The following is a 15,995-nucleotide window of genomic DNA, read 5'->3' on the forward strand; positions in this document are numbered from 1 at the left end:
CGCTTGTGGAAAAAGCCAAACAAGTTACCTGGCGGCTGTTGGCTGCCGGTGTCTGTCTGCTGACGGTCAGCAGCGTGGCGCGAGCCGACTCACTGGATGAGCAGCGTAGCCGTTACGCGCAAATCAAGCAGGCCTGGGATAATCGACAGATGGATGTGGTCGAACAAATGATGCCTGGACTGAAGGATTATCCGCTTTATCCCTACCTGGAATACCGCCAGATCACCGATGACCTGATGAATCAACCGGCGGTGACGGTCACTAACTTTGTTCGCGCTAACCCCACGCTTCCTCCCGCTCGCACGCTGCAATCTCGTTTCGTCAATGAACTGGCGCGGCGTGAAGACTGGCGTGGCTTGTTAGCCTTTAGCCCGGAAAAGCCCGGAACTACCGAAGCGCAATGTAATTACTACTATGCGAAATGGAACACCGGGCAGAGTGAAGAAGCCTGGCAAGGGGCGAAAGAGCTGTGGCTAACCGGCAAGAGCCAGCCTAACGCCTGTGACAAGTTATTTAGCGTCTGGCGTGCGTCAGGTAAACAAGATCCGCTGGCGTATTTAGAGCGTATCCGTCTGGCGATGAAAGCGGGTAACACAGGCCTGGTAACAGTGCTGGCAGGGCAGATGCCTGCCGATTACCAGACTATCGCCTCGGCAATCATTTCACTGGCGAACAACCCTAATACGGTACTGACCTTCGCGCGTACAACCGGCGCGACCGATTTTACCCGTCAAATGGCGGCGGTGGCGTTTGCCAGTGTGGCGCGGCAGGATGCCGAAAATGCACGGCTGATGATCCCGTCGCTTGCCCAGGCGCAGCAGCTTAATGAAGATCAGATTCAGGAGCTGCGCGATATCGTCGCCTGGCGTTTGATGGGCAATGATGTCACCGATGAGCAGGCGAAATGGCGCGATGACGCCATTATGCGCTCGCAATCCACGTCGTTGATTGAACGCCGTGTGCGAATGGCGCTTGGCACCGGCGATCGTCGCGGCCTGAATACCTGGCTGGCGCGTCTGCCGATGGAAGCAAAAGAGAAAGATGAATGGCGTTACTGGCAGGCGGATTTATTGCTGGAACGCGGACGTGAAGCTGAAGCGAAAGAGATTTTGCATCAACTCATACAACAGCGTGGTTTCTACCCGATGGTTGCAGCACAACGCATCGGTGAAGAGTATGAGCTGAAGATTGATAAAGCGCCGCAGAATGTTGACAGCACCCTGACTCAGGGGCCGGAGATGGCGCGCGTGCGCGAGTTGATGTACTGGAATCTCGATAATACCGCGCGTAGCGAGTGGGCCAATCTGGTGAAGAGCAAGTCAAAAACAGAGCAGGCTCAACTGGCTCGGTATGCTTTCAATAACCAATGGTGGGATCTTAGCGTTCAGGCAACGATCGCCGGGAAGCTTTGGGATCATCTGGAAGAGCGATTCCCGCTGGCTTACAACGATCTTTTCAAACGTTACACCAGTGTGAAAGAGATCCCGCAAAGCTATGCGATGGCGATTGCCCGTCAGGAGAGCGCCTGGAATCCGAAAGTGAAATCACCGGTAGGGGCCAGCGGCCTGATGCAGATTATGCCTGGTACAGCGACCCATACGGTGAAGATGTTCTCTATTCCTGGTTATAGCAGCCCTGGGCAATTGCTGGATCCGGAAACGAACATCAACATTGGCACCAGTTACCTGCAATATGTTTATCAGCAGTTTGGCAATAACCGTATTTTCTCCTCAGCAGCTTATAACGCCGGACCTGGACGGGTGCGAACCTGGCTTGGCAACAGCGCCGGGCGTATCGACGCTGTGGCATTTGTCGAGAGTATTCCGTTCTCCGAGACGCGCGGTTATGTGAAGAACGTGCTGGCTTATGATGCTTACTACCGCTATTTCATGGGGGATAAACCGACGTTGATGAGCGCCACGGAATGGGGACGTCGTTACTGATCCGCACGTTTATGATATGCTATCGTACTCTTTAGCGAGTACAACCGGGGGAGTCATTTTGCTTCCCCCGCTAACAATGGCGACATATTATGGCCCAACAATCACCCTATTCAGCAGCGATGGCAGAACAGCGTCACCAGGAGTGGTTACGTTTTGTCGACCTGCTTAAGAATGCCTACCAAAACGATCTCCATTTACCGTTGTTAAACCTGATGCTGACGCCAGATGAGCGCGAAGCGTTGGGGACTCGCGTGCGTATTGTCGAAGAGCTGTTGCGTGGCGAAATGAGTCAGCGTGAGTTAAAAAATGAACTCGGCGCGGGCATCGCGACGATTACGCGTGGATCTAACAGCCTGAAAGCCGCGCCCGTGGAGCTGCGTCAGTGGCTGGAAGAGGTGTTGCTGAAAAGCGATTGATTTTGTAGGCCTGATAAGACGCGGCAGCGTCGCATCAGGCATCGTGCACCGAATGTCGGATGCGGCGTGAACGCCTTATCCGTCCTACAATGCCTGATACACGGCATTGTGAAACGGACTCAGCGCCAGGATCACCGCCTGGTGATAGACGCTGGCGCGAGTGAGTTTCCCGGCGGTAAACACGCCGATCGCCCCTTCCTTACGACCAATCTCATCAATACCGGTATAACGCGACTCACGGGACCAAGCGCCTCGCCTTCACGAACTTTTTCCAGAATCACCGCAGGTAACGGCAAAGTTGCCGAACGCGCCTCGCCGCGCTGGCTGGCGTTTTCAATCACCACCCAACTGAAAGTGCTGTCGCCATCAATGCCAGCTTCAATCGCCACCCAAAAATCAGCCTCTGGAAGTAAACGGCGGGCATTTGCTACCCGATTTCGTGCGCCAGCGCGCGTTTCCTCACTGCCAAAGGGTTGTTCCGGTACACCGCTCTCGACGGCAACGGATGCAATATGGCAGGATCCTTCGCCGAAGATCTCGTGAAATGCCTGCAGAATGGCCTGAATTTTAGCGGGATTGGTGGTCGCACAGACAACTTGGTGCATAATCAGCATTACTCAGAAAATTAACGTTACAGCAGTATACGGAAAAAAAGCATGTTACAGGTATACCTAGTCCGCCACGGTGAAACGCAGTGGAACGCCGAGCGACGTATTCAGGGCCAGTCTGACAGCCCGCTGACCGCCAAAGGTGAGCAACAGGCGATGCAGGTGGCAACCCGTGCCAAAGAGCTTGGCATTACGCATATTATCAGTAGCGATTTAGGACGCACCCGGCGTACGGCGGAAATCATCGCCCAGGCCTGCGGCTGTGACATCATCTTTGATTCTCGCCTGCGTGAATTAAACATGGGTGTGCTGGAAAAAAGACATATCGATTCTCTGACCGAAGAAGAAGAGAACTGGCGTCGGCAGCTGGTCAATGGCACCGTTGACGGGCGTATTCCTGAAGGCGAGTCAATGCAGGAGCTCAGCGATCGCGTCAATGCGGCACTGGAATCTTGCCGGGACTTACCGCAGGGAAGCCGACCGCTGCTGGTGAGCCATGGTATTGCACTGGGATGTCTGGTGAGTACGATTCTCGGATTACCAGCATGGGCAGAGCGCCGCTTACGTCTGCGTAACTGTTCTATTTCGCGCGTGGATTATCAGGAAAGCCTGTGGCTGGCGTCTGGCTGGGTCGTTGAAACCGCAGGGGACATCTCGCATCTGGACGCCCCTGCATTAGATGAGCTGCAGCGTTAACGGCGGATAGGAATCAGCAGTTCACAGCGCAGATTAATTGGGCGATCTCCCGCTTTGGCGTCTTCTGCCGGGTAGTATCGCTCAATATCCTGACCTTTACGGCGCGTCAGATTGAGCATTGGCATGCACGTTCCGTATACCGTCAGGATAAACTCCTGCACGCCGGTTCCCAGACCTTCATAGGTAAACATCACATATTCGCCGCCCTGCAGCATCACCGGATGCCCCGTCAGTACATAGCCATCTGCCTGATCCTGGGCTAACGCGGTGGTATAGAATACCTCTTGTTCGTCGTCTTTATCCTGACTCGGACGCGTTTCATTCAGGCCGTAGAGCACCGGCGGAATGGTCGGCGCGTTGCCGAGAAAATCGTGCCAGAACTGATAACGCATTTCATGGCGGAAATCAGAGATTTGCTCCAGCGAACAGGAGTAGCTCTGGGTAACACCAATCAGCGGCGTATCTTCCAGGGTGACAAATTTGTGCTCTGGCATTGTGAATTCACCCAGACGTAGCGGCGGGCGAATACCAAAGGCGCTCCATTCAGGAGAACGGCGGTAAAGTGCAGGAGTCTGGGCAAACTGCTTCTTGAATGCGCGGGTAAATGTCTGTTGAGAGTCGAAGCGGTATTGCAGCGCGATGTCCAGAATCGGACGCGCAGTCAGGCGTAGTGCGACCGCCGATTTCGACAAACGACGAGCACGAATATACGCGCCAATAGCATGGCCAGTGACATCTTTAAACATTCTCTGTAAGTGCCACTTGGAATAACCTGCTTTCGCCGCTACATTGTCGAGCGACAGGGGCTGATCCAGATGACCTTCCAGCCAGATTAAAAGGTCGCGAATAATGCCGGCCTGATCCATAAAATATCCTCATCCTTTCAACAACGAGCACCTGACATCAGGTAATTGGATAATAGCATTTTTTGCTGTTTTAGCATTCAGTGTTTTTTTCTTAGTAGAGTATGTTTTAGGGCTTGACGGAAATAAAAGAATTGAGATTTTGTTCTTAATCAATATGTTATTTACCGTGACGAACTAATTGCTCGTGTAATAGATAAAAATGGTAACAATATGAAATACAAGCATTTGATCCTGTCTTTAAGCCTGATAATGCTGGGGCCATTGGCTCATGCAGAAGAGATTGGTTCGGTCGACACCGTATTTAAAATGATCGGCCCGGATCACAAAATTGTTGTGGAAGCCTTTGACGATCCCGATGTGAAAAATGTCACCTGTTATGTGAGCCGGGCGAAAACCGGTGGTATTAAAGGGGGATTGGGCCTGGCAGAAGATACCTCCGATGCGGCCATTTCTTGTCAGCAAGTCGGGCCGATTGAACTGTCGGATCGTATTAAAAACGGCAAAGCTCAGGGCGAGGTAGTATTCAAAAAACGCACGTCCCTGGTCTTTAAGTCGTTACAGGTCGTGCGCTTTTATGACGCCAAACGCAACGCGCTCGCTTATCTGGCTTACTCCGACAAAGTTGTAGAAGGTTCGCCGAAAAACGCGATTAGCGCGGTTCCTGTCATGCCGTGGCGGCAATAACAGAGGCGATTTATGCAACGGGAAACGGTCTGGTTAGTGGAAGATGAGCAAGGGATAGCCGACACGCTGGTCTACATGTTGCAGCAGGAAGGTTTTGCCGTCGAGGTCTTTGAGCGAGGTTTGCCGGTGCTGGATAAAGCTCGCCAGCAGGTTCCCGACGTCATGATTCTCGACGTTGGTTTGCCTGATATCAGTGGCTTTGAATTGTGCCGCCAGTTACTGGCGCTCTATCCGGCGTTACCTGTACTGTTCCTGACGGCCCGAAGTGAAGAGGTCGATCGCCTGCTTGGGCTGGAAATTGGCGCTGACGACTATGTGGCTAAACCGTTTTCACCCCGCGAAGTGTGCGCCAGGGTGCGCACCTTACTGCGTCGGGTGAAGAAGTTCTCGACGCCGTCTCCCGTCATCCGTATTGGTCATTTTGAATTGAATGAACCCGCGGCGCAGATCAGCTGGTTTGACACGCCATTAACGCTGACGCGGTATGAGTTTTTATTGCTGAAGACGTTACTCAAGTCGCCAGGCCGCGTCTGGTCCCGCCAGCAACTAATGGATAGCGTGTGGGAAGATGCGCAGGACACCTACGATCGCACCGTCGATATCCACATTAAAACGCTGCGTGCCAAGCTGCGCGCCATCAACCCCGATCTTTCACCGATTAATACTCATCGCGGCATGGGATATAGCCTGAGGGGCTTGTAATGCGTATCGGCATGCGGTTGCTGCTGGGCTATTTTTTACTGGTGGCGGTGGCGGCCTGGTTCGTACTGGCTATTTTTGTCAAAGAAGTTAAACCGGGCGTGCGAAGAGCAACGGAGGGGACGTTGATCGACACGGCAACGTTACTTGCGGAGCTGGCGCGTCCCGATTTGCTCTCTGGGGACCCAACGCATGGGCAACTGGCGCAGGCGTTTAATCAGCTACAACATCGCCCGTTTCGCGCCAATATTGGTGGCATTAACAAAGTGCGCAATGAATATCATGTCTATATGACCGATGCGCATGGCAAAGTATTGTTCGATTCGGCAAATAAAGCCGTTGGACAGGATTATTCGCGCTGGAATGACGTCTGGCTAACGTTGCGTGGTCAGTATGGTGCGCGCAGCACGTTGCAAAATCCTGCCGATCCCGAAAGTTCGGTGATGTATGTTGCCGCGCCGATTATGGGCGGCTCGCGGCTTATTGGCGTTTTGAGCGTAGGCAAACCGAACGCGGCGATGGCTCCGGTCATTAAACGCAGCGAGCGGCGAATTTTATGGGCCAGCGCCATTTTGTTGGGGATTGCACTGGTGATTGGCGCAGGCATGGTTTGGTGGATCAACCGCTCCATTGCCCGGCTCACTCGCTATGCTGATTCCGTCACTGACAATAAGCCCGTTCCTCTTCCCGATCTCGGTAGTAGCGAGCTGCGTAAACTCGCGCAGGCGCTGGAAAGTATGCGCGTGAAGCTGGAAGGGAAAAACTATATTGAGCAGTATGTTTATGCGTTAACCCATGAGCTAAAAAGCCCACTGGCGGCGATTCGTGGCGCGGCGGAAATTTTACGCGAAGGTCCGCCGCCTGAAGTAGTGGCTCGTTTTACTGACAACATTCTGACACAAAATGCGCGAATGCAGGCGCTGGTGGAAACGTTACTACGCCAGGCAAGACTGGAGAATCGTCAGGAAGTCGTTCTGACTGCTGTTGATGTGGCGGCATTATTTCGCCGCGTCAGCGAAGCGCGCACCGTGCAGTTGGCAGAAAAAAACATCACTTTGCATGTTATGCCCACCGAGGTTAATGTTGCTGCTGAACCGGCGTTACTGGATCAGGCGCTGGGGAATTTACTGGATAACGCCATCGATTTTACTCCCGAGAGCGGTTGCATAACGCTAAGCGCCGAAGTGGATCAGGAACACGTCACGCTTAAGGTGCTGGATACCGGTAGTGGTATTCCTGACTACGCGCTGTCACGTATTTTTGAACGCTTTTACTCTTTGCCGCGTGCAAATGGGCAAAAAAGCAGCGGTCTGGGGTTGGCGTTCGTCAGTGAGGTCGCCCGTTTGTTTAACGGCGAAGTCACGCTGCGCAACGTGCAGGAAGGTGGCGTGCTGGCCTCGCTACGACTTCACCGTCACTTCACATAGCTTCAAATTCTTCCCACATAGCCTTCGTATCCTGCTGCCATTGCAAAGGAGAAGACTATGTTGAAATCCCCCCTGTTCTGGAAAATGACCACCTTGTTTGGTGCAGTATTGCTGTTGTTGATTCCGATAATGCTGATTCGGCAAGTGATTGTCGAACGTGCCGATTACCGTAGCGATGTGGAAGATGCGATTCGCCAAAGTACCAGCGGGCCGCAAAAACTCGTTGGGCCGCTTATCGCTATTCCTGTGACCGAGCTTTATACGGTGCAGGAAGAGGATAAAACCGTGGAGCGGAAACGAAGTTTTATCCATTTTTGGTTACCTGAGTCATTGATGGTTGATGGCAATCAGAACGTGGAAGAACGCAAGATAGGGATTTATACCGGTCAGGTCTGGCACAGTGATTTAACGCTAAAAGCCGATTTCGATGTTTCGCGTCTTAGCGAGCTCAACGCGCCAAATATCATCTTAGGCAAGCCCTTTATTGTGATTAGCGTCGGGGATGCGCGTGGTATTGGTGTGGTGAAAGCGCCTGAAGTTAACGGAACGGCACTGACCATTGAACCCGGTACCGGGTTAGAGCAAGGCGGGCAGGGCGTGCATATCCCTTTACCCGAAGGGGACTGGCGGAAGCAGAACCTGCAGCTGAATATGGCACTGAATTTAAGCGGTACCGGCGATCTTTCTGTGGTGCCTGCCGGGCGTAATAGCGAAATGACCTTAACCAGCAACTGGCCGCATCCCAGTTTTTTAGGTGATTTTCTACCAGCCAAACGGGAAGCTAGCGAGTCAGGTTTTCAGGCGCAATGGCAAAGCAGCTGGTTTGCTAATAATCTCGGTGAGCGTTTTGCTTCAGGCAATGATACCGGCTGGGAAAACTTCCCCGCGTTTAGCGTCGCAGTGACGACGCCAGCCGATCAATACCAATTAACGGACCGGGCGACTAAGTACGCCATTCTGCTGATTGCACTGACTTTTATGGCGTTCTTTGTTTTTGAAACGCTCACCGCGCAACGTTTACACCCAATGCAATATTTGCTGGTGGGGCTTTCATTGGTGATGTTTTATTTGCTCTTGCTGGCGCTTTCTGAACATATCGGTTTTACCGTGGCATGGATAATCGCCAGTCTGATTGGGGCGTTAATGAACGGTATTTATTTGCAGGCGGTATTGAAAGGCTGGCGCAATAGCATGTTGTTTACCCTCGCGCTGTTGTTGCTGGATGGAGTGATGTGGGGACTGCTCAACTCTGCCGATAGCGCGCTGTTGTTGGGAACCAGTGTGCTGGTGGTGGCGCTGGCCGGCATGATGTTTGTGACTCGTAATATAGACTGGTATGCGTTTTCACTGCCGAAAATGAAAGCCAGTAAAGAAGTTACAACGGACGATGAATTACGTATCTGGAAATAAGGTTGAAAAATAAAAACGGCGCTAAAAAGCGCCGTTTTTTTGACGGTGGTAAAGCCGATTAATCTTCCAGATCACCGCAGAAGCGATAACCTTCACCGTGAATGGTGGCGATGATTTCCGGCGTATCCGGCGTAGATTCGAAATGTTTACGAATACGGCGGATCGTCACGTCTACAGTACGGTCGTGCGGTTTCAGCTCACGGCCGGTCATTTTCTTCAGCAGTTCAGCACGAGACTGAATTTTGCCTGGGTTTTCACAGAAGTGAAGCATGGCGCGGAACTCGCTGCGCGGCAGCTTGTACTGCTCGCCATCAGGGCCGATCAACGAACGGCTGTTGATGTCCAGTTCCCAACCATTGAACTTGTAGCTTTCAACGCTACGACGTTCTTCGCTGACAGTACCCAGATTCATGGTACGGGACAGCAGGTTGCGTGCACGAATCGTCAGTTCACGCGGGTTGAACGGTTTGGTGATGTAGTCATCTGCACCGATTTCGAGGCCGAGAATTTTATCGACTTCGTTGTCACGGCCAGTCAGGAACATCAACGCAACATTCGCCTGCTCGCGCAGTTCACGCGCTAACAGAAGACCGTTCTTACCCGGCAGATTGATATCCATGATCACCAGGTTGATGTCATATTCAGAGAGGATCTGATGCATTTCCGCGCCATCTGTCGCTTCGAAAACATCATAGCCTTCCGCTTCGAAAATACTTTTCAACGTGTTGCGTGTTACCAACTCGTCTTCAACGATAAGAATGTGCGGGGTCTGCATGTTTGCTACCTAAATTGCCAACTAAATCGAAACAGGAAGTACAAAAGTCCCTGACCTGCCTGATGCATGCTGCAAATTAACATGATCGGCGTAACATGACTAAAGTACGTAATTGCGTTCTTGATGCACTTTCCATCAACGTCAACAACATCATTAGCTTGGTCGTGGGTACTTTCCCTCAGGACCCGACAGTGTCAAAAACGGCTGTCATCCTAACCATTTTAACAGCAACATAACAGGCTAAGAGGGGCCGGACACCCAATAAAACTACGCTTCGTTGACATATATCAAGTTCAATTGTAGCACGTTAACAGTTTGATGAAATCATCGTATCTAAATGCTAGCTTTCGTCACATTATTTTAATAATCCAACTAGTTGCATCATACAACTAATAAACGTGGTGAATCCAATTGTCGAGATTTATTTTTTATAAAATTATCCTAAGTAAACAGAAGGATATGTAGCATTTTTTAACAATTAAACCGTTAGTGCAGTCAGAAAATAGTTTAGCCTTTTTTAAGCTAAGTAAAGGGCTTTTTCTGCGGCTTACGTTAAGAATTTGTAAATTCGCACCGCGTAATAAGTTGACAGTGATCACCCTGTTCGCGGTTATTTGGTCAAGAAGAGTGGCAATATGCGTATAACGATTATCCTGGTCGCACCCGCCAGAGCAGAAAATATTGGGGCAGCGGCGCGGGCAATGAAAACGATGGGTTTTAGCGAACTGCGGATTGTCGATAGTCAGGCACACCTGGAGCCAGCCACCCGCTGGGTCGCACATGGATCTGGTGATATTATTGATAATATTAAAGTTTTCCCGACACTGGCTGAATCGTTACACGATGTCGATTTCACTGTCGCCACCACTGCGCGTAGTCGGGCGAAATATCATTACTACGCCACGCCAGTAGAACTGGTGCCGCTGTTAGAGGAAAAATCTTCATGGATGAGCCATGCCGCGCTGGTGTTTGGTCGCGAAGATTCCGGGCTGACTAACGAAGAGTTAGCGTTGGCTGACGTGCTTACTGGTGTGCCGATGGTGGCGGATTATCCTTCGCTCAATCTGGGGCAGGCGGTGATGGTCTATTGCTATCAATTAGCAACATTAATACAACAACCGGCGAAAAGTGACACAACGGCAGACCAACATCAACTGCAAGCTTTACGCGAACGAGTCATGGCATTGCTGACGACTCTGGCAGTGGCAGATGACATAAAACTGGTCGACTGGTTACAGCAACGCCTGGGGCTTTTAGAGCAACGAGACACGGCAATGTTGCACCGTTTGCTGCATGATATTGAAAAAAATATCACCAAATAAAAAACGCCTTAGTAAGTATTTTTCAGCTTTTCATTCTGACTGCAACGGGCAATATGTCTCTGTGTGGATTAAAAAAAGAGTGTCTGATAGCAGCTTCTGAACTGGTTACCTGCCGTGAGTAAATTAAAATTTTATTGACTTAGGTCACTAAATACTTTAACCAATATAGGCATAGCGCACAAACAGATAAAAATTACAGAGTACACAACATCCATGAAACGCATTAGCACCACCATTACCACCACCATCACCATTACCACAGGTAACGGTGCGGGCTGACGCGTACAGGAAACACAGAAAAAAGCCCGCACCTGACAGTGCGGGCTTTTTTTTCGACCAAAGGTAACGAGGTAACAACCATGCGAGTGTTGAAGTTCGGCGGTACATCAGTGGCAAATGCAGAACGTTTTCTGCGTGTTGCCGATATTCTGGAAAGCAATGCCAGGCAGGGGCAGGTGGCCACCGTCCTCTCTGCCCCCGCCAAAATCACCAACCACCTGGTGGCGATGATTGAAAAAACCATTAGCGGCCAGGATGCTTTACCCAATATCAGCGATGCCGAACGTATTTTTGCCGAACTTTTGACGGGACTCGCCGCCGCCCAGCCGGGGTTCCCGCTGGCGCAATTGAAAACTTTCGTCGATCAGGAATTTGCCCAAATAAAACATGTCCTGCATGGCATTAGTTTGTTGGGGCAGTGCCCGGATAGCATCAACGCTGCGCTGATTTGCCGTGGCGAGAAAATGTCGATCGCCATTATGGCCGGCGTGTTAGAAGCGCGTGGTCACAACGTTACCGTTATCGATCCGGTCGAAAAACTGCTGGCAGTGGGGCATTACCTCGAATCTACCGTCGATATTGCTGAGTCCACCCGCCGTATTGCGGCAAGCCGCATTCCGGCTGATCACATGGTGTTGATGGCAGGTTTCACCGCCGGTAATGAAAAAGGCGAACTGGTGGTGCTTGGACGTAACGGTTCCGACTACTCCGCGGCGGTGCTGGCTGCCTGTTTACGCGCCGATTGTTGCGAGATTTGGACGGACGTTGACGGGGTCTATACCTGCGACCCGCGTCAGGTGCCCGATGCGAGGTTGTTGAAGTCGATGTCCTACCAGGAAGCGATGGAGCTTTCCTACTTCGGCGCTAAAGTTCTTCACCCCCGCACCATTACCCCCATCGCCCAGTTCCAGATCCCTTGCCTGATTAAAAATACCGGAAATCCTCAAGCACCAGGTACGCTCATTGGTGCCAGCCGTGATGAAGACGAATTACCGGTCAAGGGCATTTCCAATCTGAATAACATGGCAATGTTCAGCGTTTCCGGCCCGGGGATGAAAGGGATGGTTGGCATGGCGGCGCGCGTCTTTGCTGCAATGTCACGCGCCCGTATTTCCGTGGTGCTGATTACGCAATCATCTTCCGAATACAGTATCAGTTTCTGCGTTCCACAAAGCGACTGTGTGCGAGCTGAACGGGCAATGCAGGAAGAGTTCTACCTGGAACTGAAAGAAGGCTTACTGGAGCCGCTGGCGGTGACGGAACGGCTGGCCATTATCTCGGTGGTAGGTGATGGTATGCGCACCTTGCGTGGGATCTCGGCGAAATTCTTTGCCGCGCTGGCCCGCGCCAATATCAACATTGTCGCCATTGCTCAGGGATCTTCTGAACGCTCAATCTCTGTCGTGGTAAATAACGATGATGCGACCACTGGCGTGCGCGTTACTCATCAGATGCTGTTCAATACCGATCAGGTTATCGAAGTGTTTGTGATTGGCGTCGGTGGCGTTGGCGGTGCGCTGCTGGAGCAACTGAAGCGTCAGCAAAGCTGGCTGAAGAATAAACATATCGACTTACGTGTCTGCGGCGTTGCCAACTCGAAGGCTCTGCTCACTAGTGTGCATGGCCTTAATCTGGAAAACTGGCAGGAAGAACTTGCACAAGCCAAAGAGCCGTTTAATCTCGGGCGCTTAATTCGCCTCGTGAAAGAATATCATCTGCTGAACCCGGTCATTGTTGACTGCACCTCCAGCCAGGCAGTGGCGGATCAATATGCCGACTTCCTGCGCGAAGGTTTCCACGTTGTCACGCCGAACAAAAAGGCCAACACCTCGTCGATGGATTACTATCATCAGTTGCGTTATGCGGCGGAAAAATCGCGGCGTAAATTCCTCTATGACACCAACGTTGGGGCTGGATTACCGGTTATTGAGAACCTGCAAAATCTGCTCAATGCAGGTGATGAATTGGTGAAGTTCTCCGGCATTCTTTCAGGTTCGCTTTCTTATATCTTCGGCAAGTTAGACGAAGGCATGAGTTTCTCCGAGGCGACCACGCTGGCGCGGGAAATGGGTTATACCGAACCGGACCCGCGAGATGATCTTTCTGGTATGGATGTGGCGCGTAAACTATTGATTCTCGCTCGTGAAACGGGACGTGAACTGGAGCTGGCGGATATTGAAATTGAACCTGTGCTGCCCGCAGAGTTTAACGCCGAGGGTGATGTTGCCGCTTTTATGGCGAATCTGTCACAGCTCGACGATCTCTTTGCCGCGCGCGTGGCGAAGGCCCGTGATGAAGGAAAAGTTTTGCGCTATGTTGGCAATATTGATGAAGATGGTGTCTGCCGCGTGAAGATTGCCGAAGTGGATGGGAATGATCCGCTGTTCAAAGTGAAAAATGGCGAAAACGCCCTGGCCTTTTATAGCCACTATTATCAGCCGCTGCCGTTGGTGCTGCGCGGATATGGTGCGGGCAATGACGTTACCGCTGCCGGTGTCTTTGCCGATCTGCTACGTACCCTCTCATGGAAGTTAGGAGTCTGACATGGTTAAAGTTTATGCCCCGGCTTCCAGTGCCAATATGAGCGTCGGGTTTGATGTGCTCGGGGCGGCGGTGGCACCCGTTGATGGTGCATTGCTCGGAGATGTAGTCACGGTTGAGGCGGCAGAGACATTCAGTCTCAACAAACTCGGACGCTTTGCCGATAAGCTGCCGTCAGAACCACGGGAAAATATCGTTTATCAGTGCTGGGAGCGTTTTTGCCAGGAGCTTGGCAAGCAAATTCCAGTGGCGATGACTCTGGAAAAGAATATGCCGATCGGTTCGGGCTTAGGCTCCAGCGCCTGTTCGGTGGTCGCGGCGCTGATGGCGATGAATGAACACTGCGGCAAGCCGCTTAATGACACTCGTTTGCTGGCTTTGATGGGCGAGCTGGAAGGACGTATCTCCGGCAGCATTCATTACGACAACGTGGCACCGTGTTTTCTTGGTGGTATGCAGTTGATGATCGAAGAAAACGACATCATCAGCCAGCAAGTGCCAGGGTTTGATGAGTGGCTGTGGGTGCTGGCGTATCCGGGAATTAAAGTCTCGACGGCAGAAGCCCGGGCTATTTTACCGGCGCAGTATCGCCGCCAGGATTGCATTGCGCACGGGCGACATCTGGCTGGCTTCATTCACGCCTGCTATTCCCGTCAGCCTGAGCTTGCCGCGAAGCTGATGAAAGATGTTATCGCTGAACCCTACCGTGAACGGTTACTGCCTGGCTTCCGGCAGGCGCGGCAGGCTGTCGCGGAAATCGGCGCGGTAGCGAGCGGTATCTCCGGCTCCGGCCCGACCTTGTTCGCTCTATGTGACAAGCCGGATACCGCCCAGCGCGTTGCCGACTGGTTGGGTAAGAACTACCTGCAAAATCAGGAAGGTTTTGTTCATATTTGCCGGCTGGATACGGCGGGCGCACGAGTACTGGAAAACTAAATGAAACTCTACAATCTGAAAGATCACAACGAGCAGGTCAGCTTTGCGCAAGCCGTAACCCAGGGGTTGGGCAAAAATCAGGGGCTGTTTTTTCCGCACGACCTGCCGGAATTCAGCCTGACTGAAATTGATGAGATGCTGAAGCTGGATTTTGTCACCCGCAGTGCGAAGATCCTCTCGGCGTTTATTGGTGATGAAATCCCACAGGAAATCCTGGAAGAGCGCGTGCGCGCGGCGTTTGCCTTCCCGGCTCCGGTCGCCAATGTTGAAAGCGATGTCGGTTGTCTGGAATTGTTCCACGGGCCAACGCTGGCATTTAAAGATTTCGGCGGTCGCTTTATGGCACAAATGCTGACCCATATTGCGGATGATAAGCCAGTGACCATTCTGACCGCGACCTCCGGTGATACCGGAGCTGCAGTGGCTCATGCTTTCTACGGTTTGCCGAATGTGAAAGTGGTTATCCTCTATCCACGAGGCAAAATCAGTCCACTGCAAGAAAAACTGTTCTGTACGTTGGGCGGCAATATCGAAACTGTTGCCATCGACGGCGATTTCGATGCCTGTCAGGCGCTGGTGAAGCAGGCGTTTGATGATGAAGAACTGAAAGTGGCGCTGGGGTTAAACTCGGCTAACTCGATTAACATCAGCCGTTTGCTGGCGCAGATTTGCTACTACTTTGAAGCTGTTGCGCAGCTGCCGCAGGAGGCGCGCAACCAGCTGGTTGTCTCGGTGCCAAGCGGAAACTTCGGCGATTTGACGGCGGGTCTGCTGGCGAAGTCATTCGGTCTGCCGGTGAAACGTTTTATTGCTGCGACCAACGTGAACGATACCGTGCCACGTTTCCTGCACGACGGTCAGTGGTCACCCAAAGCGACTCAGGCGACGTTATCCAACGCGATGGACGTGAGTCAGCCGAACAACTGGCCGCGTGTGGAAGAGTTGTTCCGCCGCAAAATCTGGCAACTGAAAGAGCTGGGTTATGCAGCCGTGGATGATGAAACCACGCAACAGACAATGCGTGAGTTAAAAGAACTGGGCTACACCTCGGAGCCGCACGCTGCCGTAGCGTATCGTGCGCTGCGTGACCAGTTGAATCCAGGCGAATATGGCTTGTTCCTCGGCACCGCGCATCCGGCGAAATTTAAAGAGAGCGTGGAAGCGATTCTCGGTGAAACGTTGGATCTGCCAAAAGAGCTGGCAGAACGTGCTGATTTACCCTTGCTTTCACATAATCTGCCCGCCGATTTTTCTGCGTTGCGTAAATTGATGATGAATCATCAGTAAAATCTATTCATTATCTCAATCAGGCCGGGTTTGCTTTTATGCAGCCCGGCTTTTTTATGAAGAAATTATGGAGAAAAACGACAGGGAAAAAGGAGAAATTATCAAT

15 protein-coding genes, 1 pseudogene and 1 other annotated feature are annotated in these 15,995 nt (G+C 51.9%); of the genes and pseudogenes, 13 read left to right on the plus strand and 3 right to left on the minus strand.

Annotated elements, in window-relative coordinates; genetic code table 11:
• The first annotated feature begins 5 nt into the window (after nucleotides 1-5).
• Together sltY and trpR are read left to right on the plus strand one after the other, a co-directional pair.
• The gene (sltY, locus tag ABZJ92_RS05700; RefSeq protein WP_353765428.1) at nucleotides 6-1,943 is read left to right on the plus strand and encodes a murein transglycosylase; all 1,938 of its coding nucleotides are present in this window, start codon (nucleotides 6-8) and stop codon (nucleotides 1,941-1,943) included.
• An 89-nt stretch (nucleotides 1,944-2,032) separates the two neighbouring features.
• Nucleotides 2,033-2,359, plus strand: a complete 327-nt coding sequence (gene trpR, locus ABZJ92_RS05705) for a trp operon repressor (RefSeq protein WP_000068679.1) — start codon at nucleotides 2,033-2,035, stop codon at nucleotides 2,357-2,359.
• A gap of 84 nt (nucleotides 2,360-2,443) precedes the next feature.
• On the opposite strand, the pseudogene yjjX reads toward trpR, so the two are convergent.
• A pseudogene (gene yjjX, locus ABZJ92_RS05710) lies at nucleotides 2,444-2,964 on the minus strand (inosine/xanthosine triphosphatase).
• Nucleotides 2,965-3,015: 51 nt separating this feature from the next.
• On the opposite strand from yjjX, the gene gpmB reads away from it, so the two are divergent.
• Nucleotides 3,016-3,663 (plus strand): 2,3-diphosphoglycerate-dependent phosphoglycerate mutase GpmB, encoded by a 648-nt coding sequence (gene gpmB / locus ABZJ92_RS05715; RefSeq protein ID WP_000942344.1) that lies wholly within the window; start codon nucleotides 3,016-3,018, stop codon nucleotides 3,661-3,663.
• Here the strand turns inward: gpmB and robA are convergent.
• Nucleotides 3,660-4,529 carry an MDR efflux pump AcrAB transcriptional activator RobA gene (robA, locus tag ABZJ92_RS05720; RefSeq protein WP_000371666.1) on the minus strand — a complete coding sequence of 290 codons (870 nt, stop codon included), beginning with the start codon at nucleotides 4,527-4,529 and terminating at the stop codon, nucleotides 3,660-3,662. The two genes, gpmB and robA, sit on opposite strands and share 4 nt — an antisense overlap.
• Before the next feature lie 210 nt (nucleotides 4,530-4,739).
• Between robA and creA the strand changes: the two genes are divergently transcribed.
• Genes creA through creD form a run of 4 tightly spaced genes read left to right on the plus strand, consistent with a single transcriptional unit; the run spans nucleotide 4,740 to nucleotide 8,749 of the window.
• Nucleotides 4,740-5,213: a protein CreA gene (gene creA, locus ABZJ92_RS05725; RefSeq protein WP_000875487.1), complete on the plus strand. Its 474-nt coding sequence runs from the start codon at nucleotides 4,740-4,742 to the stop codon at nucleotides 5,211-5,213.
• A gap of 12 nt (nucleotides 5,214-5,225) precedes the next feature.
• A complete protein-coding gene (gene creB / locus ABZJ92_RS05730; protein WP_001188683.1) occupies nucleotides 5,226-5,915 on the plus strand; it encodes a two-component system response regulator CreB in 690 nt (229 codons plus the stop codon).
• Nucleotides 5,915-7,339: a two-component system sensor histidine kinase CreC gene (gene creC / locus ABZJ92_RS05735; protein WP_001219565.1), complete on the plus strand. Its 1,425-nt coding sequence runs from the start codon at nucleotides 5,915-5,917 to the stop codon at nucleotides 7,337-7,339. The genes creB and creC overlap by 1 nt, the downstream gene beginning before the upstream one ends.
• 57 nt (nucleotides 7,340-7,396) lie before the next feature.
• Entirely contained in the window at nucleotides 7,397-8,749 is a 1,353-nt protein-coding gene (gene creD, locus ABZJ92_RS05740; RefSeq protein ID WP_000920341.1) for a cell envelope integrity protein CreD, read from the plus strand.
• A gap of 58 nt (nucleotides 8,750-8,807) precedes the next feature.
• Here the strand turns inward: creD and arcA are convergent, their stop codons facing one another.
• Entirely contained in the window at nucleotides 8,808-9,524 is a 717-nt protein-coding gene (gene arcA / locus ABZJ92_RS05745) for a two-component system response regulator ArcA (RefSeq protein ID WP_001194358.1), read from the minus strand.
• Nucleotides 9,525-9,619: 95 nt separating this feature from the next.
• Here arcA and yjjY point away from each other — a divergent pair, with 95 nt between their 5' ends.
• The 6 genes from yjjY to thrC all read left to right on the plus strand — a co-directional run bounded on the left by yjjY (nucleotide 9,620) and on the right by thrC (nucleotide 15,889).
• Nucleotides 9,620-9,760 (plus strand): YjjY family protein, encoded by a 141-nt coding sequence (gene yjjY / locus ABZJ92_RS05750; RefSeq protein WP_001303782.1) that lies wholly within the window; start codon nucleotides 9,620-9,622, stop codon nucleotides 9,758-9,760.
• Between the two features lie 399 nt (nucleotides 9,761-10,159).
• Nucleotides 10,160-10,846, plus strand: coding sequence for a tRNA/rRNA methyltransferase (locus ABZJ92_RS05755; RefSeq protein WP_001223164.1), 687 nt, complete (start codon nucleotides 10,160-10,162; stop codon nucleotides 10,844-10,846).
• A 213-nt stretch (nucleotides 10,847-11,059) separates the two neighbouring features.
• Complete coding sequence (gene thrL / locus ABZJ92_RS05760; protein WP_001386572.1) at nucleotides 11,060-11,125, plus strand: thr operon leader peptide; 66 nt, start codon at nucleotides 11,060-11,062, stop codon at nucleotides 11,123-11,125.
• Nucleotides 11,061-11,180: a sequence feature (Thr leader region), on the plus strand. Its footprint overlaps the gene before it by 65 nt.
• A gap of 25 nt (nucleotides 11,181-11,205) precedes the next feature.
• On the plus strand, nucleotides 11,206-13,668 hold the full coding sequence (thrA, locus tag ABZJ92_RS05765) for a bifunctional aspartate kinase/homoserine dehydrogenase I (protein WP_001264716.1): 2,463 nt from the start codon (nucleotides 11,206-11,208) through the stop codon (nucleotides 13,666-13,668).
• Between the two features lies 1 nt (nucleotide 13,669).
• Entirely contained in the window at nucleotides 13,670-14,602 is a 933-nt protein-coding gene (gene thrB, locus ABZJ92_RS05770) for a homoserine kinase (RefSeq protein ID WP_000241641.1), read from the plus strand.
• Nucleotides 14,603-15,889, plus strand: a complete 1,287-nt coding sequence (thrC, locus tag ABZJ92_RS05775) for a threonine synthase (protein ID WP_000781046.1) — start codon at nucleotides 14,603-14,605, stop codon at nucleotides 15,887-15,889.
• Nucleotides 15,890-15,995: the final 106 nt, after the last annotated feature.

Source organism: Shigella sp. FJ200513, from assembly GCF_040495915.1.
Lineage (GTDB): Bacteria > Pseudomonadota > Gammaproteobacteria > Enterobacterales > Enterobacteriaceae > ECMA0423.